This window comes from Phaeovulum veldkampii DSM 11550 (assembly GCF_003034995.1).
Classification (GTDB): domain Bacteria; phylum Pseudomonadota; class Alphaproteobacteria; order Rhodobacterales; family Rhodobacteraceae; genus Phaeovulum; species Phaeovulum veldkampii.
Genome location: NZ_PZKF01000007.1, coordinates 1 through 22580, shown reverse-complemented (window position 1 = coordinate 22580; position 22580 = coordinate 1). Strand labels below are relative to the sequence as shown.

General features: G+C 67.1%; 18 protein-coding genes and 2 tRNA genes. 11 read left to right on the top strand and 9 right to left on the bottom strand.

Annotation, left to right across the window (positions count from 1 at the left end):
• Positions 1–74 precede the first annotated feature (74 nt).
• Genes C5F46_RS04360 through C5F46_RS04335 form a run of 6 tightly spaced genes read left to right on the top strand, consistent with a single transcriptional unit; the run spans position 75 to position 6623 of the window.
• Positions 75–1112: a rod shape-determining protein gene (locus C5F46_RS04360; RefSeq protein WP_107324144.1), complete on the top strand. Its 1038-nt coding sequence runs from the start codon at positions 75–77 to the stop codon at positions 1110–1112.
• Between the two features lie 48 nt (positions 1113–1160).
• Positions 1161–2069: a rod shape-determining protein MreC gene (mreC, locus tag C5F46_RS04355; RefSeq protein WP_107324143.1), complete on the top strand. Its 909-nt coding sequence runs from the start codon at positions 1161–1163 to the stop codon at positions 2067–2069.
• Positions 2062–2601, top strand: coding sequence for a rod shape-determining protein MreD (locus C5F46_RS04350; RefSeq protein ID WP_107324142.1), 540 nt, complete (start codon positions 2062–2064; stop codon positions 2599–2601). Before mreC ends, C5F46_RS04350 begins: the two co-directional genes overlap by 8 nt.
• Complete coding sequence (gene mrdA, locus C5F46_RS04345) at positions 2598–4550, top strand: penicillin-binding protein 2 (protein WP_107324141.1); 1953 nt, start codon at positions 2598–2600, stop codon at positions 4548–4550. The genes C5F46_RS04350 and mrdA overlap by 4 nt, the downstream gene beginning before the upstream one ends.
• The gene (gene rodA, locus C5F46_RS04340; RefSeq protein WP_107324140.1) at positions 4547–5686 is read left to right on the top strand and encodes a rod shape-determining protein RodA; all 1140 of its coding nucleotides are present in this window, start codon (positions 4547–4549) and stop codon (positions 5684–5686) included. The genes mrdA and rodA overlap by 4 nt, the downstream gene beginning before the upstream one ends.
• Before the next feature lies 1 nt (position 5687).
• Positions 5688–6623, top strand: coding sequence for a 2-hydroxyacid dehydrogenase (locus C5F46_RS04335; RefSeq protein WP_107324139.1), 936 nt, complete (start codon positions 5688–5690; stop codon positions 6621–6623).
• 30 nt (positions 6624–6653) lie between these two features.
• Here the strand turns inward: C5F46_RS04335 and C5F46_RS04330 are convergent.
• From C5F46_RS04330 to C5F46_RS04305, 6 genes are all read right to left on the bottom strand, one after another.
• Positions 6654–6727, bottom strand: a tRNA-Gly gene (locus C5F46_RS04330).
• A gap of 51 nt (positions 6728–6778) precedes the next feature.
• On the bottom strand, positions 6779–7318 hold the full coding sequence (locus tag C5F46_RS04325) for a PhnA domain-containing protein (protein WP_107324138.1): 540 nt from the start codon (positions 7316–7318) through the stop codon (positions 6779–6781).
• Between the two features lie 64 nt (positions 7319–7382).
• Positions 7383–9272 (bottom strand): acyl-CoA synthetase, encoded by a 1890-nt coding sequence (locus C5F46_RS04320; RefSeq protein ID WP_107324137.1) that lies wholly within the window; start codon positions 9270–9272, stop codon positions 7383–7385.
• Positions 9273–9404: 132 nt separating this feature from the next.
• Positions 9405–9851 carry a peptidoglycan-binding protein LysM gene (gene lysM, locus C5F46_RS04315; protein ID WP_107324136.1) on the bottom strand — a complete coding sequence of 149 codons (447 nt, stop codon included), beginning with the start codon at positions 9849–9851 and terminating at the stop codon, positions 9405–9407.
• 100 nt (positions 9852–9951) lie between these two features.
• Positions 9952–11742, bottom strand: a complete 1791-nt coding sequence (locus tag C5F46_RS04310) for an ABC transporter transmembrane domain-containing protein (RefSeq protein WP_107324213.1) — start codon at positions 11740–11742, stop codon at positions 9952–9954.
• Between the two features lie 85 nt (positions 11743–11827).
• Positions 11828–11913, bottom strand: a tRNA-Leu gene (locus C5F46_RS04305).
• A gap of 131 nt (positions 11914–12044) precedes the next feature.
• On the opposite strand from C5F46_RS04305, the gene metG reads away from it, so the two are divergent.
• Positions 12045–13775: a methionine--tRNA ligase gene (metG, locus tag C5F46_RS04300; protein WP_107324135.1), complete on the top strand. Its 1731-nt coding sequence runs from the start codon at positions 12045–12047 to the stop codon at positions 13773–13775.
• Here the strand turns inward: metG and mnmH are convergent.
• From mnmH to C5F46_RS04285, 3 genes are all read right to left on the bottom strand, one after another.
• Positions 13772–14878, bottom strand: a complete 1107-nt coding sequence (gene mnmH, locus C5F46_RS04295) for a tRNA 2-selenouridine(34) synthase MnmH (protein WP_107324134.1) — start codon at positions 14876–14878, stop codon at positions 13772–13774. The two genes, metG and mnmH, sit on opposite strands and share 4 nt — an antisense overlap.
• A 5-nt stretch (positions 14879–14883) precedes the next feature.
• Positions 14884–15480 carry a L,D-transpeptidase gene (locus tag C5F46_RS04290; RefSeq protein WP_107324133.1) on the bottom strand — a complete coding sequence of 199 codons (597 nt, stop codon included), beginning with the start codon at positions 15478–15480 and terminating at the stop codon, positions 14884–14886.
• A gap of 78 nt (positions 15481–15558) precedes the next feature.
• Entirely contained in the window at positions 15559–15762 is a 204-nt protein-coding gene (locus C5F46_RS04285) for a YgaP family membrane protein (RefSeq protein WP_107324132.1), read from the bottom strand.
• A gap of 139 nt (positions 15763–15901) precedes the next feature.
• Here C5F46_RS04285 and C5F46_RS04280 point away from each other — a divergent pair, with 139 nt between their 5' ends.
• From C5F46_RS04280 to C5F46_RS04265, 4 genes are all read left to right on the top strand, one after another.
• The gene (locus tag C5F46_RS04280; RefSeq protein ID WP_107324131.1) at positions 15902–18328 is read left to right on the top strand and encodes a heavy metal translocating P-type ATPase; all 2427 of its coding nucleotides are present in this window, start codon (positions 15902–15904) and stop codon (positions 18326–18328) included.
• A 48-nt stretch (positions 18329–18376) separates the two neighbouring features.
• Positions 18377–19102: an ABC transporter ATP-binding protein gene (locus tag C5F46_RS04275; RefSeq protein WP_107324130.1), complete on the top strand. Its 726-nt coding sequence runs from the start codon at positions 18377–18379 to the stop codon at positions 19100–19102.
• A complete protein-coding gene (locus tag C5F46_RS04270; protein WP_107324129.1) occupies positions 19099–21465 on the top strand; it encodes an ABC transporter permease in 2367 nt (788 codons plus the stop codon). Before C5F46_RS04275 ends, C5F46_RS04270 begins: the two co-directional genes overlap by 4 nt.
• 3 nt (positions 21466–21468) lie before the next feature.
• On the top strand, positions 21469–22580 hold a 1112-nt coding region (locus C5F46_RS04265), incomplete at its 3' end, for an efflux RND transporter periplasmic adaptor subunit (protein ID WP_107324128.1).

Sequence of the window (22580 nt, the reverse complement as noted above, 5' to 3'; positions counted from 1 at the left end):
GCCCTATATGGAACATCAACCAGGGCTCGGGGACCGAGTCGGGGATAATCTCACATCGGAATCGGATAAGCGTTATGGCAGGATTTGGCAGTCTGTTTTCGTCCGACATGGCGATCGACCTGGGGACGGCGAACACGCTTGTCTACGTAAAGGGCCGGGGCATCGTGCTGAACGAACCCTCGGTGGTGGCCTATCACGTCAAGGACGGCAAGAAACAGGTTCTGGCCGTGGGCGAGGATGCCAAGCTGATGCTGGGCCGCACGCCCGGCAGCATCGAGGCCGTGCGCCCGATGCGCGACGGCGTGATCGCCGATTTTGACAGCGCCGAAGAGATGATCAAGTATTTCATCCGCAAGGTGCACAAACGCACGACCTTCTCCAAGCCGAAGATCATCGTCTGCGTGCCGCATGGCGCAACGCCGGTGGAAAAGCGCGCCATCCGCCAGTCTGTCCTGTCGGCGGGCGCGCGCCGCGCCGGGCTGATTGCCGAGCCGATCGCGGCGGCGATTGGTGCGGGCATGCCGATCACCGACCCCACCGGAAGCATGGTGGTGGATATCGGCGGCGGCACGACCGAGGTGGCGGTGCTGTCGCTGGGCGACATCGTTTATGCACGGTCCGTCCGCGTCGGCGGCGACCGGATGGATGAGGCGGTGATTTCCTACCTGCGCCGCAACCAGAACCTTCTGGTGGGCGAGGCCACGGCCGAACGCATCAAGATCTCGATCGGCACGGCGCGAATGCCCGACGATGGGCGCGGCGCCACCATGCTGGTGCGCGGGCGCGACCTGCTGAACGGCGTTCCGAAAGAGGTGGAGATCAACCAGGCCCAGGTCGCCGAGGCGCTGGCCGAGCCGGTGCAGCAGATCTGCGAAGCGGTGATGATCGCGCTGGAAGCCACCCCCCCCGATCTGGCCGCCGACATTGTCGACCGGGGCGTGATGCTGACCGGCGGCGGCGCGCTGCTGGGTGAACTGGATCTGGCGCTGCGCGAACAGACCGGCCTGTCGATTTCCATCGCCGACCAGTCGCTGAATTGTGTGGCACTGGGCACCGGCAAGGCGCTGGAATACGAAAAGCAACTGCGCCATGTGATCGACTACGACAGCTGAAAGCGCGCCGGCCTCCGGGCCGGTGCCTGCCCCTGAAACGAGGCCAGCGTGGCACGGGACCGTGATGATATCGACTATGCCGGGCCGGTGCGCCGCATCCTGATTGCGGTGCTGGTGCTGGTTTTGGGCGCCACATTTCTGCTGTGGCGGATCGACAGCCCGCGCGTCGAGAGGTTTCGTGCGGCCTTTATCGACCGGTTTGTGCCGACCTTCGACTGGGCCATGGTGCCCGTGACCAAGGTCATGAACATGGCCGAAGGCTTTCAATCCTACACCAGAATATATGAACAAAATCAGGAACTTCGACGCGAATTGCAGCAGATGAAGGCGTGGAAGGAAGCCGCCGTTCAACTGGAACAGCAAAACGCCAAGCTGCTGGCGCAAAACAGCGTGCGGCTGGACCCCAAGCTGACATCGGTTTCGGGCGTGGTGCTGGCCGACTCGGGCAGCCCGTTCCGGCAGTCGGTCCTGCTGAATGTGGGCGGGCGCGATGGCATCGTGGATGGCTGGGCGACGATGGACGGGCTTGGGCTGGTGGGCCGCATCTCGGGCGTCGGGCGATCGACCAGCCGGGTGGTGCTGCTGACCGACACCTCCAGCCGGGTGCCGGTGACAATTCAGCCCTCGGGGCAGCGGGCGATTCTGGCGGGCGACAACAGCTCGCTGCCGCTGCTGGATTTTCTGGAAAGCCCCGAACAGTTGCGCCCCGGCGACCGGGTGATCAGTTCGGGGGATGGCGGGCTGTTTCCGGCGGGGCTTCTGGTCGGTCAGGTCGCTCAAGGGTCGGACCGGCGGCTGCGGGTGCGGCTGGCGGCCGATTACCAGCGGCTTGATTTCCTGCGCGTGCTACGCAGCCACCCGGCCGAACAATTGCGCGATGCGGGCCCACTGATCCCGCCGCCGCCCGAACCGGCCCCCGAGGCCGCCACCCCGACCAGAGGCGGCAGCGATGATTGACCCGATCACCCGACAGCGGCTGTGGCACATCGCGCTCTATCTGGCGATTGCGGCGGCATTGCTGTTTCTGCGCCTGCTGCCGATCTCGCCGGGCACCGGCGGGCTGCCCGGCCCCGACCTGATGCTGGCGTTGACTCTGGCATGGGTGCTGCGGCGGCCCGATTATGTGCCCGCGCTGATGATTGCGGCGGTGTTTGTGCTGGAAGACCTGATGTATCAGCGCCCGCCGGGGCTGTGGGCGCTGGCGGTGCTGCTAGGCACCGAATTTTTACGCGCGCGCGAACCGGGGCTGCGCGATCTGACATTTCTGCTGGAATGGCTGGTTGTTGGCGCGGTGATGGCCGCAATGCTGCTGCTGACGCGCACGGTCTTGCTGGTGCTGATGGTGCCGCAGCCGCCTCTGGGCTTGGCGCTGCTGCAATATCTCGCTACGCTTGTGGCTTATCCGGTGGTGGTAGTGGCCTCGCATCTGGCCTTCGGGTTGCGCCGCGCCGCACCGGGCGAGGTTGATGCGTTCGGGCGCAAGCTATGAGACGTTCTCCAAAAGACACGCTGGAAAGCGCACGGCTGATCGGCCGCCGGGGGCTGATGCTGGGCGGTCTTCAGGCCGCAATGGTGGTCACGCTGGCGCTGCGGATGCGATCTTTGCAACTGGAACAGGCAGATGAATTTCGGCTGCTGGCCGATGGCAACTCGGTCAAGATCCGGCTGCTGCCGCCCGCGCGCGGGCTGATCCATGACCGCGGCGGCGTGCTACTGGCCGGAAACGAACAGAACTATCGCGTGACCATTACCCGCGAAGATGCGGGCGATGCCGAAGCGGTGCTGGACCGGCTGCGCCGCCTGATCGCGATTTCCGACGAGGCCGCAGAAGATATCCGGCAGGAATTGCGCCGGCGCAGCCCGACCTCGCCCATCACCGTGGCCGACCGGCTGAGCTGGGAGGAATTTGCCCGCATTGCGGTGAACGCCCCCGCCCTGCCCGGCGTCACCCCCGAGGTGGGCCTGTCGCGCCATTACCCGCTGGGCGCCGATCTGGCGCATGTGCTGGGCTATGTCGGCGCGGTGTCCGACTATGACCTGTCAAAGCTGGAAAACCCCGATCCGCTGCTTCGTATCCCGAAATTCCAGCTGGGCAAGACCGGGGTCGAGGCCAAGATGGAGGATGTTTTGCGCGGCAAGGCGGGCACCCGCCGCGTCGAGGTCAATTCGACCGGGCGCGAGATGCGCGAACTCAGCCGGCAAGAGGGGATCGCGGGCACCGATCTGCAACTGACCATCGACCACCGGCTGCAAAACTACGCGCTGGCCCGGCTGGGTGCCGAAAGCGCCGCCGCCGTGGTGATCGAGGTGCAGACCGGCGAAATTGTGGCAATCAGTTCGGCGCCCTCGTTCGACCCCAACCTGTTCGTGCGCGGTATCTCGATCCGCGATTACCGCAGCCTGCAGGAAAACGACCACCGACCTCTGGCCGACAAGACGGTGCAGGGCCTCTACCCGCCCGGCTCCACCTTCAAGGTGGTCACCGCGCTGGCTGCGCTGGAGGCGGGCGTCATCAAGCCTGAGGAAACCGTCTACTGCCCCGGCCATCTGGACATCGGCGGGCGCAAGTTCCACTGCTGGAAGCGCGGCGGGCATGGCCGCGTGAACCTGATGCAAAGTCTCGAACAGTCGTGCGACGTTTATTATTATGACGTGGCGCAGCGCGTCGGCATCGACAAGATCGCCGATATGGCACGCCGCCTTGGCATCGGGGTGCGCCACGATCTGCCGCTGTCGGCCGTGGCCGAAGGCGTGGCCCCCGACAAGGCGTGGAAAACCAGCCGCTACGGGCAAGACTGGCGCATCGGCGACACGCTGAACGCCTCGATCGGGCAGGGCTATGTGCTGGCCTCGCCGCTGCAACTGGCGGTGATGACGGCGCGCATCGCGGCGGGGCGGGCGATTGCGCCGCGGCTGGTGCGATCTGTCAACGGGGTCGAGATGGCCGCGCCCGAGGCCCCCTCGCTCGGGATCAACCCCGCCCATCTGGATTTCGTCCGGCGCGGAATGGATCAGGTCGTGAACTCGGCTCGCGGCACCGCCAAGAGTTCGCGCGTGGTGGCCGCCGAAATGCGGATGGCCGGCAAGACAGGCACCAGCCAGGTGCGCAACATCACCGCCGCCGAACGCGCGCGGGGGGTGATTTCAAACGACGATCTGCCATGGGAACGGCGCGACCATGCCCTGTTCGTGGCCTATGCCCCGGTCGAGGCGCCGCGCTACGCGATCTCGCTGGTGGTTGAACATGGCGGCGGCGGCTCGGCGGCGGCGGCGCCGATCGCGCGTGATATCCTGCTGTTTGCGCTCTATGGCGGGCTGCCGCCGCTTGCCGCCTATCCCGAAAGCCAGCGCGGGCGGATCAGCTCACAGCACAAGGCGATGGACCTGATCGTCCCCGCCCCCGCGGCCGATCCCAGCACCGGAAAGACCCGGGCATGAGCTTTCTGGAACATAACCTGAAAACCGTGCCGACCGGGGCGCGCAAGATCCTTTATATAAACTGGCCGCTGGTGATCTTGCTGACGGCAGTGGCCTGCGCGGGCTTTCTGATGCTGTATTCGGTCGCCGGTGGCCGCATCGAAACCTGGGCCGAGCCGCAGATGAAGCGCTTTGGCATCGGCATGATCGCGATGTTTGTCGTGGCCTTTGTGCCGATCTGGTTCTGGCGCAACATGTCGGCGCTGGCCTATCTGGTATCGCTGCTGCTGCTGGTTGCGGTCGAATTGTTCGGCGATATCGGCATGGGCGCCCAGCGCTGGCTGGAGATTGGGCCGCTGCGGCTGCAACCGTCAGAGTTGATGAAGATCGCGCTGGTGATGATGCTGGCGGCCTATTACGACTGGCTCGATGTGGGCAAAACCTCGCATCCGCTCTGGGTGGCGGTCCCGCTGGCGCTGATCCTGATCCCCACGGCGCTGGTGCTGAAACAGCCTGATCTGGGCACCTCGATCATGCTGGTGGCGGGGGGCGGGCTGGTGATGTTCGCGGCCGGGGTCAGCCTGTGGTATTTCGGCACTGTGCTTGCCGCAGTGGCGGGCGTGATCTTTGCGGTGTTCCAAAGCCGCGGCACGCCCTGGCAGTTGCTGCACGATTACCAGTATCATCGCATCGACACCTTTCTTGATCCGGGTTCCGACCCGCTGGGGGCGGGCTACAACATCATGCAGGCGCAGATCGCGCTGGGCTCCGGCGGCTGGGCGGGGCGAGGCTTCATGCAGGGCACGCAAAGCCGGCTGAACTTCCTGCCCGAAAAGCACACCGACTTCATCTTTACCACGCTGGCCGAAGAATTCGGCTTTGTCGGAGCGTTTTCTCTGCTGATGCTCTATGCGCTGATCCTGGGGTTCTGCATCTATTCGGCACTGTCGAATCGCGACCGGTTCGCCTCGCTGGTGACGCTGGGGGTCGGGGGCACATTCTTTGTGTTCATCGCGGTGAACATGTCGATGGTGATGGGGCTGATCCCGGTGGTGGGGGCACCGCTGCCGCTGGTGTCTTACGGCGGCACCGCGATGATCATCCTGATGATCGCCTTTGGCGTTGTTCAAAGCGCCCATGTCCACCGGCCGAGGTAACATGCCCACCACCCTGTTTTCCGCCCCTGCCCGCCTTTGGCCCGCCTATGCCACGGCCCTGCCCCGCGCCTTTGCCGAAGCGGGGCTGAGCGTGCGGTTGCTGACCGAGGCGCCTGACCCGGCGGCGGTGGATTACATCATCTACGCCCCCGGCGGGCCGCTTGCGGATTTCAGGCCCTACACGGGGGCCAAGGCGGTGCTCAGCCTCTGGGCCGGGGTGGAACGGATCGTGTCAAACCCCACGCTGACGCAACCGCTGGCGCGGATGGTCGATCCGGCGCTGACCGAAGGCATGGTGGAATGGGTCACGGGCCATGTGCTGCGCACCCATCTGGGAATTGATGCGCATCTGGCTGGCCAAGACGGGATCTGGCGCAACCACATCACCCCGCCCTTGGCGCGGGAACGCGGAGTGACTGTGCTGGGTCTGGGCGAATTGGGCACGGCCTGCGCGGCGATGCTGGCGCACCTGAACTTTCGTGTCACAGGCTGGTCCCGCAGCCCCAAGGCGCTGCCGGGCATCCGCTGCCTGTCTGGCCCCGACGGGCTGGCGCAGGCCTTGGCGCGTGCCGAAATTCTGGTGCTGCTGCTGCCCAACACCCCCGAAACCGAAAACATCCTGAACGCTGAAACACTGGCGCAGATGCCGAAGGGCGCGGTTATCCTCAACCCCGGCCGCGGCAGCCTGATCGACGATGCGGCGCTGCTGGCGGCGCTGGACACAGGCCAGATCGCACAGGCGACGCTGGATGTGTTCCGGGTCGAACCGCTGCCCGCTGATCACCCTTATTGGGGCCATCCCAAGGTGACTGTCACCCCCCATATCGCCGCCGAAACCCGCCCCGCCAGCGCCGCGCGGGTGATCGCTGAAAACATCCGACGATCCGAGGCAGGCGAGCCGCTGCTGTATCGGGTAGACCGCCGACGTGGCTACTGAACCGCCGTTATCTGAGTTTATTAGCAGGATTGGAGCGGGTAGCGGGAATCGAACCCGCCCCATCAGCTTGGAAGGCTGAGGCGCTACCACTACACCATACCCGCGAGCGCGCCCGATGGTTAGGCCAAGCCGCGCCCGCGGTCAAGCGGGCGAGATCACTTGCGCTTGACGAACTCGGTCAGGATCACGATGCGCTGGCCTTCGACCCGGCCCTCGATCTGGGCGGCGTTGTCGGGCACAAGGCTGATGCCGCGCACCGCAGTGCCGCGTTTGGCAGTAAAGCCCGCGCCCTTGACCTGCAGATCCTTGATCAGAACCACCGTATCGCCCTGCGCCAGCGCCACGCCGTTGCAGTCGCGGTGTTCGATACCGGGCTGCGGCTGGCCCGCCTCGGCCCAGTCGCGTACGGCGCCCTCCAGCGTCATACCGTCGCGCGCCTCTTGTGCCCAAGGCGCATCGATCAGGCCCAGTTTGCGCCAGACCGCGACTTGCACCGCCGGTTCGACCGACCACGCCGCGCCTTCGAGGCAGCGCCAATGCGCCTCGGGGGCGGCCGCCTCTTCCTCGCGGCAGGTGGCGCACAAAAGGATCGCGGCATCGCCCGGCGGCACCTCGACGGGGGCCAGCCCCTCGGTGCCGCCGCACAATTCGCACAGCCCGCCGGAACGGGTCATAAGATCGTCAATCAGGGCCATATCGGGCGCTCCGTCGGTCAGGGTTGACCTGCCCTAGCGGCTGCGCCCGGGCAAGGCAAGGGCGCTACTTGGCCCAGTCCCACGGCACGGTGAATTCGCCCAGCCGATGCACCAGCGCCGCTTCGTCCACCGGGCCGCGGGTGGCGATCTGGGCCACAAGACCACGCTTGCGGTCCTCCATCACCTGCACCACATGCGCGTTCAGCCCAGCCTCGGCCAGCGCCGCATCATAGACGCGCGCGATGGCGCGCTTGCGCAGGTCGGGCTTGAAGGTCTTGCCCACTGCGGTTTTCGGCAGTTCGGCCAATATCTCTACATGTTTCGGGATCGCGGCGCGTTCGTGGATATGGGTCTTGGCGTGGTCCATCAATTCGTCGGCGGTGATCACCGCACCGGCCACCAGTTCGACATAAGCGCAGGGCAATTCGCCCGCAAAACTGTCGGGCTGGCCGATTGCGCCGACAAAGGCCACGGCCGGGTGGCGCATCATGGCCTCTTCGATCTCGGCGGGGTCGATGTTGTGGCCACCGCGGATGATCAGATCCTTGGCGCGGCCCGTGATCCACAGATAGCCGTCGGCATCCAGCCGCCCCAGATCCCCGGTGCGCAAAAATCGGCCTTCGGCAAACAGATCGTGGTTCTTGTCGGGTTCGGTATAGGTGGAGCCTTCGAACACACCGGGGTTGGCGATGCAGATTTCGCCCACCTCATCCACCGCGCATTCGCGCATCATGCCGCCGCCATTCTTCAGCAGGATGCGAACATGGGTATAGGGCAGCGGAATACCGACCGAACCCACCTTTTTCAGCCCGTCCACCGGGTTGCACGACACAAGGCAGGTGGCCTCGGTCAGGCCATAACCTTCGGCAATCTGCACGCCGGTGGCCTTTTCAAAGCGGTTATACAACTCTATCGGCAGCGGCGCCGAGCCGGAAATGGCGGTTTTCAGGCTGGAAACATCGGCGTTGACCGGGCGCTGCATCAGTGCCGCCAGCGCGGTGGGCACGGTGATCAGAAAGCTCACCTGCCAGCGTTCGATCAGCTTCCAGAAATTGTCGAACACGCCCTCGCCGCGATAGCCCGCCGGGGTGGGCATCACCATATGCGCGCCCGAGGCCACACAACTCATCAGGATCGGATAGGCGGCAAAGACGTGAAACAACGGCAAGGGGCAGATCAGCACATCGTTCTTGTCGAACAACAGCCGTCCGCCCAGCCAGCCGTTGTAGATCATGCCCGAATATTTGTGCTGCGCCACCTTCGGCATCCCCGTGGTGCCGCCGGTGTGGAAATAGGCTGCCACCCGGTCGGTGGTGGCATCGGCAAAGGCCAGACGTTTGGGCTGACGGTCGCATTCGGCGTTGAAATCCTTGACATCGGCCTTGTGCAGCACCGGGTTTTTCGGCCGGATCGCAGGCACGATCCAGGATTTGGCGCCGGTCAGGTAGCGGTTCAGATCGACCTCCAGCACGGTGCGCACCTCGGGGGCGTGGCGCACCGCCTCGGCGGCCTTCTGGGCCACATCGGTCTTAGGAAAGGATTTCAGCGTGACCAGCACCTTGGCCTTGGTCTCGCGCAGGATCGCGGCGATGTTTTCAGGTTCCAGCAGCGGATTGATCGGGTTCACGATCCCGGCGGTAGAACCCGCCAGCAACACCACAGCGGTTTCAAGACAGTTCGGCAGCAGATAGGCGACGGTGTCGCCCTCTTTGACGCCGAGGCTGCGAAAGAGGTTGGCGGCCTGCGTTACCCGGTCGTGCAGAGCGGTCCAGGTCAGGGTCTGCGCGGGTGCCTTGGGGTCGGACAGCAACTGAAACGATACCGCCGGCCGGGCGCCATGCGCATCGCGCGCCGCGGTCAGAAACTGATAGATCGTCTGCGCGCGCGGCTGACTGTCCCACGGGCCTTCGCGCTCAACGGCATCACGATCCGCGACGGATGCGAATTTGGGCATATTCTTCCTCCCCCTCGGCGCGTTCCTCCGCGCGCCGAGAGGAAGAATGATCAGAAATGTCGCACCGGGCAAGCGAAAGCGCCGCAGGCAAACGCGACGTCACGCCGCCACCAGCCGCCGTGCTGGGCGCGATCAGGACTCGATCTTGGGGATGCGCAGCACCTGACCGGGATAGATATGGTCGGGGTCTGACAGCATCGGGCGATTCGCCTCGAAAATCTTAACGTAGTGCTTTGCGTCGCCCAGCGTCTTGCGCGCAATCGCCGAAAGCGTTTCGCCCTTCTCGACGGTGTGAAACACCGGCGCCTCGGCTGTGTCGTCCGCGTCGGCGTCTTCGACACTGGCAACGCCCTCGACGTTGCCCACGGCAAGAATGATCTTTTCGCGCGTCTCGGCGTCAACCGCCTTGCCCGAAAGCACCACCTTGTCGCCCTCGACCGCAATATCAATGCCCTTGTCGTCCAGACCAAGCTGCTTGAGTTCGTGCTTCAACACTTCGGCCTTCGGGGCCTCGGCGGCGTGGGCAGCAGACGGGCCGAGTTTTTTGCCCGAGCCTTTAAGAAAGCTGAAAAGTCCCATTGCTCATTCCTCCAGGATTCGTTGACCGACAGGATGCCCGTCGCCATGCAGATTGGGCCTGCAAAGGATCAGTCTTGTGACAGCAACGGTCAAGCGCCGATCAGATCTCGTCGGCGCCGTGGGTGAATTGCAGCCGGGCCAGCCGTGCATAAAGCCCGCCTTCGGCCACCAGTTGTTCATGCGTGCCCTGCGCCACGATCCGGCCACCGTCGAACACCACGATCCGGTCGGCCTTTTTCACCGTCGCCAGACGGTGCGCCACAATCACGGTGGTGCGGCCGCGTGCCAGCGTTTCCACCGCATCCTGCACCGCGCGTTCGCTTTCGGCATCCAGCGCCGAGGTCGCCTCATCCAGCAGCAGGATGGGCGCATCGCGCAGGATCGCGCGGGCAATCGCCACGCGCTGTTTCTGCCCACCCGACAGCATCACACCGCGTTCGCCCACGAAGGTGTCATAGCCCTGCGGCAGCGCGGCCAGAAAGTCATGCGCATGGGCGGCGCGGGCCGCGGCCTCGACCTCGGCATCGCTGGCCTCGGGGCGACCAAAGCGGATGTTTTCGCGCGCCGAGGCCGCAAAGATCACCGGGTCTTGCGGCACAAGCGCGATTTCGCGGCGGAAATCGGCACGCGACAGGGTTTTCAGATCATGCCCGTCGATGCTGACGCGGCCCGTCTCCGGGTCCCAGAACCGCTGGATCAGTTGCACCACCGTCGTCTTGCCCGCCCCCGAGGGGCCGACCAGCGCCACCGTCTCGCCCGGCTCGATCGTCAGGCTGACGCCCTCCAGCGCCGAGGTTCCGGGGCGTGACGGGTAGTGGAAGCTGACACCATCAAACCCGATCCGCCCCTTGACCGGTCGCGGCAGCACCACGGGCCTGGCCGGGTCGGAAATGGTATCCTTGGTGTGCAGCAGCTCCACCAACCGCTCGGTCGCACCCGCAGCACGCTGCAATTCGCCCCAGATCTCGGACAGCGCGCCAACCGCACCGGTGACAATGACGGCATAGATCACGAACTGCACCAGCTCGCCCACGCTCATCGCCTCAAGCCGCACGTCGCGCGCACCGATCCACAGCACGCCCACGATGCCCGCGAACACCAGAAAGATCACGATCACCGTCATCAGCGCGCGGGTGGTCACCCGTTTCATCGCGGCGGTGTAGGATTTTTCCGTCACATCGGAAAAGCCATCGGACGAGCGTTTTTCGTTGGTAAACGCCTGCACCGTCTGCGCCGCCAGCAGCAGTTCAGAGGCGCTGCCCGAGGAGACCGCGATCCAGTCCTGGTTTTCGCGGCTCAATTTGCGCAGGCGGCGGCCCAGAATGATGATCGGCACCACCACGGCGGGCACGATCAACAGCACAAGGCCGGTCAGCTTGGCCGAGGTCAGCCACAGCATCACCATGCCGCCCATCAGCAGGATCAGGTTGCGCAGCGCCACCGACACGGACGAGCCGACAACAGACAGGATCAGCGTGGTGTCGGTGGTGATCCGGCTGAGGATCTCGCCGGTCAGGACGCGTTCGTAAAAGGCCGGGCTCATTCCCATGACGCGGGCAAACACCGCCTTGCGGATATCGGCCACTACCCGTTCGCCCAGCCGGGTGACAAGATAGTAGCGCAGCCCCGTACCAAGTGCGAGCAGGCCCGCAATCACCAGCGCCGCGGTGAAATAGTAATCCAGCAGTTCGGCGCCTTCGTTGAACCCGTCCACCACCCGGCGCACCGCCAGCGGCAGGATCAGGCTGATCGAGGCGGTCGTCACAAGGGCGGCCAGCGCCAGCGCGGCCAGTTTTTTGTAGGGCCGGATAAAGGGTTCCAGCCCCCGCAGCGCGCCGATACGTTTCGTTCGCGGCCGATCCTCGACCGGCCCCTGAGGTCTGCGAGCCATGAAGCCTCCCTTTCCCGTCAGCACAGGGTTTAGGCGCAGGCGCCTGTCTGGGCAAGGGCAGATCGCCGCAGGGGCACCTCGGGGCTGGTACGGGCGGCCGGACTCGAACCGGCATGGGCCGAAGCCCGAGGGATTTTAAGTCCCATGCGTCTACCATTCCGCCACGCCCGCGCGCCCTTCGGATGCCATGCCCCGCGCGCCGGGGCAAGAGGCCGGGCACACGCGGACGCAAACCCCTCTGGCCCTGCGCGGTAAAGGGCTGTAAACCGCCGCCAATCCCCCCGTATCGACAAGGCGCGCACATGGCCCGGCATCTGATCACCTCTGCCATTCCCTATATCAACGGCATCAAGCATCTGGGCAACCTTGTGGGCAGCCAGTTGCCCGCCGATCTTTACGCCCGCTACCTGCGCGCGCGGGGCAATGAGGTGATGTTCATCTGCGCCACCGACGAACACGGCACGCCCGCCGAACTGGCCGCCGCCAAGGCTGGCAAGCCTGTGGCCGACTACTGCGCCGAAATGCACAAGGTGCAGGCCGACATCGCCCGCGGGTTCCGCCTGTCGTTTGATCATTTCGGCCGCTCGTCCAGCCCGCGCAACCGGATGCTGACGCAATATTTCGCGCAGACCCTGGGCGAGCAGGGGCTGATTGCCGAGGTCACCGAACAGCAGGTGTTCTCGATCGACGACAACCGGTTTCTGCCCGACCGCTACATCGAGGGCACCTGCCCGAACTGCGGCTATACCCGCGCCCGCGGCGATCAGTGCGAGGAATGCACCAAGCAGCTTGACCCGACTGACCTGATCAACCCGCGCAGCGCCATTTCCGGATCTACCCGGCTTGAGGTGCGCGAGACGAAACACCTGTATCTGCGTCAGCGCAGCCTGAAGGCCGATCTGGAGGCCTGGATCGATTCGAAAACCGACTGGCCAGTACTGACCACCTCGATTGCAAAGAAATGGCTCAACGACGGCGAGGGCCTGCAAGACCGCGGCATCACCCGCGATCTGGCCTGGGGCGTGCCCGCGCAGTTCGAGGGCGCGCCATGGTCGGGGATGGAGGGCAAGGTGTTCTACGTCTGGTTCGATGCCCCGATCGAATACATCGCCGCCACCGCCGAATGGGCCGATGCCAACGGGCTTGACGATGCCGCATGGCACCGCTGGTGGCGCACCGACAAGGGCGCCGACGACGTGACCTATACCGAATTCATGGGCAAGGATAACGTGCCGTTCCACACGCTGTCGTTCCCCGCCACGATCATCGGGGCCAACCGCGCGGGCGGGGCGCAGTGGAAGCTGGTCGATTACATCAAATCGTTCAACTATCTGAACTATGATGGCGGCCAATTCTCCACCTCTCTGGGCCGTGGTGTGTTCATGGATCAGGCGCTGTCGATCCTGCCCGCCGATTACTGGCGCTGGTGGCTGCTCAGCCATGCCCCGGAAAACAGCGACAGCGAATTTACCTGGGAAAATTTCCAGACCGCGGTGAACAAGGATCTGGCCGATGTGCTGGGCAATTTCGTGTCGCGCATCACTAAATTCTGCCGCTCGAAATTTGGCGAGGCGCTGCCCGAGGGCGGCGAAACCGGCCCGCAAGAGGCCGCACTGATCGCGGAGCTGAGCACCCGCATCCGCGCCTATGAAGACCACATGCAGGCGATGGAAATTCGCAAGGCCGCCGCCGAATTGCGCGCGATCTGGGTGTCGGGCAACGAATACCTTCAGGCCGCGGCGCCATGGTCCACCTTCAAGACCGACCCGGCGCAGGCCGCGGTGCAGACCCGGCTGGCCCTGAACATGATCCGGGTCTATGCGGTTCTGTCCGAACCCTTCATCCCCGATGCCGCAGCGGCGATGCTGGCCGGGATGAACACCTCAGACCGCCGTTGGCCCACGGATGTGGGCGCAGCGCTGACCGCGCTGCCGGTGGGCCACGCCTTCACCACGCCCGAGGTTCTGTTCCGCAAGATCGCGGATGAGGAACGCGAAGACTGGCAAGCGCGCTTCGCAGGCGTCCGCAGCTAGGCCGCAGTCCCGGCAACTGTCTTGGGGGCAGGTTCCTGGGTTGCCGCTGCGGCGACAAGCCCCGCCACAGCCGCCGAAATCCGCGCGGCCAGCCCCGGCAGCGCGTCGGGCGCAAGGCTGGGTGCGGCGATCACCGCCTCTTGTCCCGGCGTCTGGCGGGCCCGGTGCTTGGCATAGCGCGGGTCATAATGGCACGCCATCAGCCCGCCCGCCAGCTCTGCCATCTGCCCCGCCTCTGCCTGCGCCAGCCAGCCCTCGATCACCTCGGCCGGATGCAGCGGGCGCAGCCGCCCGATCACCCCGGCCAGCCGGTCGGCATCGGCCGACAGATCGGCATAGGCGCGCGCCAGATAGGCCGCGCGTTCGGGCAAGGGCGCCTCGATCCGCAGCCGCGGCGCGGCGCAGATTGCCGCCCACAACCGCGCAGGCACCGCCAGATCGCCTATGCGCGAGCTTTCGGCCTCGATCAGCACCGCGCGTGCCGGGTCCAGCCCTGCCAGCGCAACCGCAAGCCGCCCCTCGAACGCCTTCTGGCTGGGCTGGCCGCCCGGCATCGCCCCGAACAGCGAACCGCGATGATTGGCCAGCCCCTCCAGGTCGATCACCTGATGTCCCAGCCCGGCCAGCGCGGCCAGCAGCTCGGTCTTGGCGGTGCCGGTATTGCCATCCAGCACCACCACCGGCACCCGAACCGGGGCGGCCAGTTGATCCACCACCAGCCTGCGCCAGCTTTTGTAGCCCCCCGCGATCAGATCGGCGCGCCAGCCGATCTGTTGCAAGATCGAGGTGAACGACCCCGACCTTTGCCCGCCCCGCCAGCAATACAGTAGCGGTCGCCACCCCCCCGGCTTGTCCGCCAGCGGGCCGTCAAGATGGGCAGCGGCATTGCGCGCCACGATCGCTGCGCCGATCTTGCGGGCATCAAAGGGTGACACCTGCTTGTAGATGGTGCCGACACGGGCGCGTTCCTCGTTCGACATCACCGGAAGGTTGATCGCGCCGGGCAGATGATCCTCGGCATATTCAGCCGGGCTGCGCACGTCGATCAGGCAATCGACAGCCAGATCGGCGATCTGGGCGACAGAGGTCAGGGTCAGGGGCATCCGGGTCAATACACCATGACCGGCGTGCCCAGCGGCACCGCGTCATACAGCGCCATCACATGTTCGTTGACCATGCGGATACAGCCGTTCGACACCGCGTGCCCGATCGATTCCGGCTCGGTCGTGCCATGAATGCGGATCGCGGTATCGCGGCCGTTCTGATACAGATACAGCGCCCGCGCGCCCAACGGGTTTTTCGGGCCGCCCGGCATCCCGTCGGCATAGCGGGCGTAGCGCGCGGGGCTGCGCGCGATCATCTCGGGCGTGGGTTTCCAACTGGGCCATTCGACCTTGCGGCCCACCTCGGCCTGACCACGGAACACCAGTTCCGCCCGGCCCACAGCCACGCCATAGCGGACAGCCTTTCGCGGCGCGATGATGTGATACAGAAAGAACTGCTGCGACACCACGATGATGCTGCCCGGCGCAAATTCGCTGCGCACCGAAACCTCGGTCGGGAAGAATTGCGGCGCAATCGGCGGCAGAGGCGCCGCGGTTGCCGACGCGGGCGCAGCCATGGTGGCAGGCTGGGCGCGCAACAAGGCGGGCGCCGACAGCATTGGCAGGGCGGCAAGCGTGGTCAGAAGGTGACGGCGGTTCATGCGAGGCTCCGGCTCGGGTTGTGACAGGCTAACAACTCCGCCCCGCCCCCTGCAAGGCACCGCCGCCACTTTAAGGACTTATTCGAAGGCGCAGCCCGCTTTCAGACCCAGTTTACGGAACACGATGGCCGCAGGGCAGAACCCGGTGAACGACGACTGGATCAGGTTCACACCGATGAAGGCGGTGAACCACACGAACAGCGGCGAAACAAAGGCCGTCAGCAGCAGGCTGAGAAGGATCATCGCTCCGGCAAAGGCCATCACGGCGCGGTCAAGGGTCATTGGTCTGCTCCGGTTGAGGGGGGATCCGATGGCAGATAACACGCGCCCGCATCAAATTCAAGTTGCTGAATGTTTTGCGCCGCAGTTGACCCGCCCCCCGGCGAAGATCATCTGACCCCTGAGACAACGGGAGACAGCGATGACCGCAACCGCCAGCTTTGTCGTCGAAGCCATGCACTGCGGCGCCTGCACGGGGCGGGTGGAACGGGCACTTGTGGCACTGCCCGGCGTTGTCAGCGCCCGCACCAATCTGATGACCCGCTGTGTCGAGGTCGAATTTGGCGCCCCCGCCACCCCCGCCGCACTGGCCGAGGCACTGAAGGCCGCGGGCTATCCGGTGGCCGAGGCGACCGCGCGACTGACGGTTGAGGGCATGAGCTGCGCCGCCTGTTCGGGCCGGGTGGAACGGGTGCTGGCCGCCTTGCCCGGCGTGATCGCGGCGCGGGTTAACCTGATGACCGGCGCGGCCGAGGTGGACTATGCCCAAGGCGTCATCGCGCCCACGGAACTGGCTGCCGCCGTCACCGCCACGGGCTACCCCGCCAGCGCGGCGCGGGCCGAGGCCGAGGCCACCCCGCGCGCCGACCGGCAGGGCGCCGAAACCGCAAGGCTGCGGCGCGCCTTCCTGACCGCTGCCGCGCTGACCGCGCCGGTCTTCGCGATGGCGATGGGGGCGCATCTGATCCCCGCGCTGCACCACTGGATCATCGGCACGCTGGGCCAGCGCACCGACCATGCGATCCAGTTTGCCCTGACCGCCGCGGTTCTGTTCGGCCCCGGCCGGGTGTTTTTGCGGCTGGGCATTCCCGCGCTGTTGCGCGGCGCGCCCGAAATGAACGCGCTGGTGGCGATGGGGGCGCTGGCCGCGTTCGTGTATTCAGCGGTGGTAACGCTGATGCCCGGCCTGTTGCCCGAGGCATCGCGCGTGGTCTATTTCGAGGCGGCGGCGGTGATCGTGACGCTGATCCTGCTGGGCCGCTGGCTTGAATCCCGCGCAAGGGGCCATGCGGGCGCGGCTATCTCACGGCTGGTGGGGCTGCGGCCTGCCACCGCCCGGGTGATCCGACCGGGCGGCACGGTCGATCTGCCGGTGGCCGAACTCGCGCCGGGCGATCTGGTGGCACTGGCGCCGGGCGAACGGGTCGCGGTCGATGGCGTCGTGACCGAAGGCAGCGGCTGGATTGACGAATCCATGCTGACGGGTGAGCCGGTGCCGGTGGAAAAAACCCCCGGCGCAACGGTCACCGGGGGCACGCTGAACGGCCCCGCCGCGCTGACCATGCGAGTTACCGCAACCGGCGCCGATACGGTGCTGGCCCGCATCATCGCGCTGGTCGAGGCGGCGCAGGGGGCGAAACTGCCGGTGCAGGCGCTGGTGGACCGGGTGACGCGGGTCTTTGTGCCGGTGGTAATGGCGCTGTCGGCCGCGACCTTTGCGCTGTGGCTGGGCTTTGGCGCGGGCTTCACCCCGGCACTGGTCGCGGCGATTTCGGTGATGATCATCGCCTGCCCCTGCGCAATGGGGCTGGCCACGCCGGTTTCCATCCTTGTCGGCACCGGGCGGGGCGCGGAACTGGGACTGCTGTTCCGCCGCGGCGACGCGCTGCAACGTCTGGCCGAGGCGCGCGTGGTGGCCTTCGACAAGACCGGCACCCTGACCCTGGGCCGACCGCACCTGACCGACCTGATCTGCGCCGAGGGCGTGACCGAGGCCGAGGCGCTACGCCTTGCCGCCGCAGCCGAGGCCCGGTCGGAACACCCCCTGGCCGCCGCCATTCTGGCCAAGGCCGCCGCGCGCGGGCTGACCCTGCCGCCAGCGCGCGGCGCGCGCGCGCTGCCGGGCCTTGGGCTTGTGGCCACGGTCGAGGGCCGCGCGGTGCTGATCGGCAATGCCGACGCCCTGGCCGAGGCCGGGGTGGACACCGCCCCCCTTGCCGCGCAGGCTGCACGGCTGGCAGCCGAGGCGAAAACCCCGGTCTGGCTGGCGCTTGACGGGCAGTTGGCCGCGCTGATGGCGCTGGCCGATCCGGTCAGGCCCACCGCGGCGCAGGCGGTGACCGATCTGCGCGCCGCGGGCGTCGATGTGGCGCTGATTTCCGGCGACACGCCCGCCACCGCCAAGGCCGTGGCGCGACAGTTGGGCATTGCCCGCGTGGTCGCGGGTGTGCGCCCCGAAGGCAAGGTGGCGGCGTTGGCCGCCCTGCCCCGGCCGCTGGCCTTTGTGGGCGACGGCATCAATGATGCCCCGGCACTGGCCGCGGCCGATGTGGGGCTTGCCATCGGCACCAGCACCGATGTGGCGATCGAGGCGGCCGATGTCGTGCTGATGCAGGGTGACCCGGCGGGGGTGGCGCGCGCGCTGCGACTGTCGCGCGCGACGATGCGCAACATCCGCCAGAACCTGTTCTGGGCCTTTGCCTACAACACCGCGCTGATCCCTGTGGCGATGGGGGGGCTGGTGCCCTTCGGGGGCCCCGGCCTGTCGCCGATGCTGGCGGCAGGGGCGATGGCGTTTTCCTCGGTCTTCGTGGTGACCAACGCGCTGCGCCTGCGCCGCGCGGGCTAGGCTGCCCGAATCAGTGCGCGGCACCGCGGTTGACCGCATACTGGCCTCATGCAGGCGACAGGCACAGCTGCCCCACCGGTTTACCGCACACAGGGGCTGACCCGGATTTATGGCCAAGGCGACGGCGCCGTGCAGGCGCTGCGGGGTATCGACCTGACGTTGGCCGAGGCCGAAATGGTCGTGCTGCTGGGCGCCTCGGGGTCGGGCAAATCAACCCTGCTGAACATTCTGGGTGCGCTTGACCGGCCGACATCGGGGCGCGTCTTCTTCCGTGACCGGGAACTGAGCGGCGCATCGGAACGCGCGCTGACAGCCTTTCGCCGCGATCATGTGGGATTCGTCTTTCAGTTCTACAACCTGATCCCGGCGCTGACCGCGCGTGAAAACGTGGCGCTGGTGACCGAAATCGCCCACCGCCCGATGCCCCCCGAAGAGGCGCTGGACCGTGTGGGGCTGGCGCACCGGATGGACCATTTCCCCGCCCAGCTTTCGGGTGGCGAACAGCAGCGCGTGGCGATTGCGCGGGCGATTGCCAAGCGGCCCGACGTTTTGTTGTGCGACGAGCCCACCGGCGCCCTGGATAGTCAGACCGGCGTGAAGGTGCTTGAGGCGCTGGTGGCCGTGAACCGCGATCTGGGCACCGCCACCGCGCTGATCACTCATAACGTCGGGATTCAGGCCATCGCGCATCGGGTGATCGTGCTGGCCGACGGACGCATCGTCGAAGACCGGCGCAACGCCACCCGCATTGCCCCCGCCCAGGTGACGTGGTGAGCGCGCTCAATCGCAAGGTGATCCGCGATCTGCGCGCGATCTGGGCGCAGGCGCTGGCGATCGCGCTGGTGCTGGCCTGCGGCGGCATGGTGCTGGTGCTGGCCCACAGCACCGAACGCGCGCTGTCGGAGACCCGCGCCGCCTATTACGACCGCAACCGCTTTGCCGATGTTTTTGCCACCGCCACGCGCGCGCCGCAGGCCCTGCTGGCCGAAATCGCCGCAATCCCCGGCGTGGCCGTGGCCGAGGGGAGGGTGGGCTTTCACCTGCTGCTGGACCTGGAGGGCATGGTCGAACCCGCGGTGGCGCGCGTGATCTCGCTGCCCTTGGCAGGGCCGCCACGGCTGAACGTGCCGATCCTGCGCGCAGGCCGCCTGCCCGACCCGGCCCGACCTGACGAGGTGGCTCTTTCGGAACCCTTCGCGCTGGTCCACGGGCTGCTGCCCGGCACGCGGTTCGTGGCGCTGCTGAACGGCGCGCGGCGCGAGTTGCAGGTGGTGGGGCATGTGCTTTCGCCCGAGTTCATCTATACCATCGGCCCCGGCAGCCTGATGCCCGATGATCGCCGCTATGGCCTGATCTGGATGGGCGCCGAGGCGGCAGAGGCCGCCGCTGGCCGAAAGGGCGCCTTCAACGAAGTGTCACTGCGGCTGTCGCGCGGGGCGCGCGAGGATGCGGTGATCGCGGCGCTTGACGGGGTGCTGGCGCCCTATGGCGGCACCGGCGCCTATGGCCGCGACAGGCAGGGGTCGGACCAGTTCCTGCAAGGCGAGCTGGATCAGTTGCAGGCGATGGGGCGCATCCTGCCGCCGGTGTTCCTGATCGTTTCGGCCTTTCTGGTGAACATGGTGATCGGGCGTCTGGTGGCGACCGAGCGGCGCCAGATCGGGCTGCTGAAGGCCGTGGGCTATTCCACCGCCGAGGTGGCCGGGCACTATCTGCGGCTGGCGGCCCTGATCGGGGCGGTGGGGGTGGTGATCGGCTGGGCCGCGGGGGCCTGGCTGGGGCAGGCGATGACCGCGCTTTACGCCGATTTCTACCGCTTTCCCTGGCTGATCTATGCCCCCGGCCCTGGCGCCTTCGTGATCTCGGGCGTTCTGGGCATGGCCACCGCGCTGGCGGGCGCGTGGCGGGCGGTGCGCACCTCGGCCAGCCTGCCGCCCGCAGTGGCGATGGCACCGCCCCTGCCGCCCGCCTATGGCGCGGGGCGGCTTGACGGGCTGCCGCGCACCCTGGGGGCGGGGCAGTTGGCCCTGATGGTCTGGCGCGGCATCACCCGCTTTCCGGGCCGCGCGGCCGTGACGGTGGCGGGGATCGCGGCCTCGGTCGCGGTGCTGATCGCGGCCTTTTCCACCTATGACGCGGTGCGCGCCGTCGCCGCCGAGGTGTTCGGCGCCGCCAACCGCCAGGAGGTGACGCTGACCCTGACCGACGAGACCCGCGCCGCCCCCGCGCTGGAGGCCGCGCAGCACCTGCCCGGCGTGCTGCGCGCCGAAGGTGGCTATGCCTTGCAGGTCAGGCTGAGCCACGGCCCCCGCAGCCGCTTTGTCGCACTTGAGGCGCATGAACCGGGCGACCTGATGGCACACCTGCTGGACAGCGCGGGCCGCCCCGTGGCGCTGCCGCCCCGCGGGCTGGTGCTGCCGCGGGGGCTGGCCGCCGCACTGGGCGCACGGCCGGGCGACAGGCTGCGGTTGCAACGGCTGACCCCGCCCTATGAGGAGTGGGATCTGCCGCTGTCAGGCGTGATCCGCCAAAGCCTTGGCCAAAGCGCCCATATCGACGCCGAAACCCTGCACGCCCTGCTGCGCCAAAGCCCGCGCGTGAACCGGATCGACCTGCGCGTCGATCCCGCCCGCCTGCCTGCGCTTCATGCCGAGGTCAAGCGCAGCCCCGTCATCTCGGGCCTCACGCTCTGGTCGGACCTGCGGCGGCAATTCGACGAGACGCTGCGCGAGAACCTGCTGATCTCATCCGCGATCTATTCGGCGTTGGGAATGCTGATCACGCTGGGCGTGGTCTATAACGCCGCCCGCATCCGGCTGGCCGAACGCGCGCATGAACTGGCCACCTTGCGCGTTCTGGGCTTTACCCGCGCCGAGGTCGGTTGGGTGCTGCTGGGCGAAACGCTGGCCCTGACCGCGCTGGCGCTGCCCTTGGGATGGGCTGCGGGCTATGGCTTTGCCGCGCTGATGGTGGCAGGGTTTTCAACCGAACTGATCTCAATCCCGCTGGTGGTGTCGCGCCAGACCTATGGCTTTGCCAGCCTGATGGTGCTGGGCACGGCGCTGGCGGCAGGGGTGGCGGTGCGGCGCAGGCTGGACCGGGTCGATCTGGTCGGCGCGCTGAAACAGAGGGAATAGGCCATGGCCGCACGGGGCTGGATCTGGGCAGGAACGATCGGCGCGGCGGCGCTGGCCGCAGCGGTCTGGGCCTTTCGGCCCGAGCCGGTGGCGGTGGATCTGGCCCCCGTCACCCGCGGCTCGATGGCCGTGACGGTGGCTGCCGAAGGCAAGACGCGGCTGGCCGAAACATGGGAGGTGACGGCGCCCATCGCCGGGATGCTGGCGCGGTCGCCGGTGCAACTGGGCGATGCGGTGACAGGCGGCGACAGCATCGTCGCCCTGATCGAACCGGCGGAACCCGCCTTTCTGGACGCCCGCGCCCGCAGTCAGGCCGAGGCCGCCGTGACCGAAGCCGAGGCGGCGGTGCGGCTGGCCGAGGTGCAATTGGACCGCGCCGGAACCGATCTGGACTATGCCCGCAACGAGGCCCGGCGCAACCGCGAACTGGCCGCGCGCGGGGCCGTATCGCAGCAGGCTCTGGAGGCTTCGGCACAGGCCGAGATCAGCGCCACCGCCGCGCAGGCCGCCGCCCGGCAGCAACTTGATCTGGCGCGCGCCACGCTGACGCGGATGCAGGCGCAACTGATGGGGCCTGCGGGGCCGGGCGCGCAATCCACCGGCTGTTGCGTGGAACTGCGCGCGCCCGTCACCGGCGTCGTGCTGTCGGTCGAAAGCCTCAGCGCGCGGGTGGTGCAGCCGGGCGACCGGCTGCTGACGCTGGGCGATCTGGCAATGCTGGAGATCGAGGTTGACATGCCCTCGGCCGATGCGCTGCGCATCCGCCCCGGCGCGGCAGCCACGGTCGAGCGCTGGGGCGGCCCGGTGCCCTTGGCGGCCCGCGTGCGGCAGGTGGAACCGCTGGCCTTTACCGAGGTATCGGCCCTCGGCATCGAGGAACAGCGCGTCCGCGTGATCCTTGACATCGACACCCCCCCCGAGGCGCGGCAAGGTCTGGGAACGGGCTATGCGGTTTTCGCCCGCATCACCGTGTGGGAAGGCCGCGATGTGGTGCAGGCGCCGCTGGCTGCGCTATTCCGGCAGGGCGCGGGCTGGGCGGTGTTCGTGGCGCGGGGCGACCGGGCGGTGCTGACCCCGGTCGAGGTCGGACAGATGACCGAAACCGCCGCAGAAAT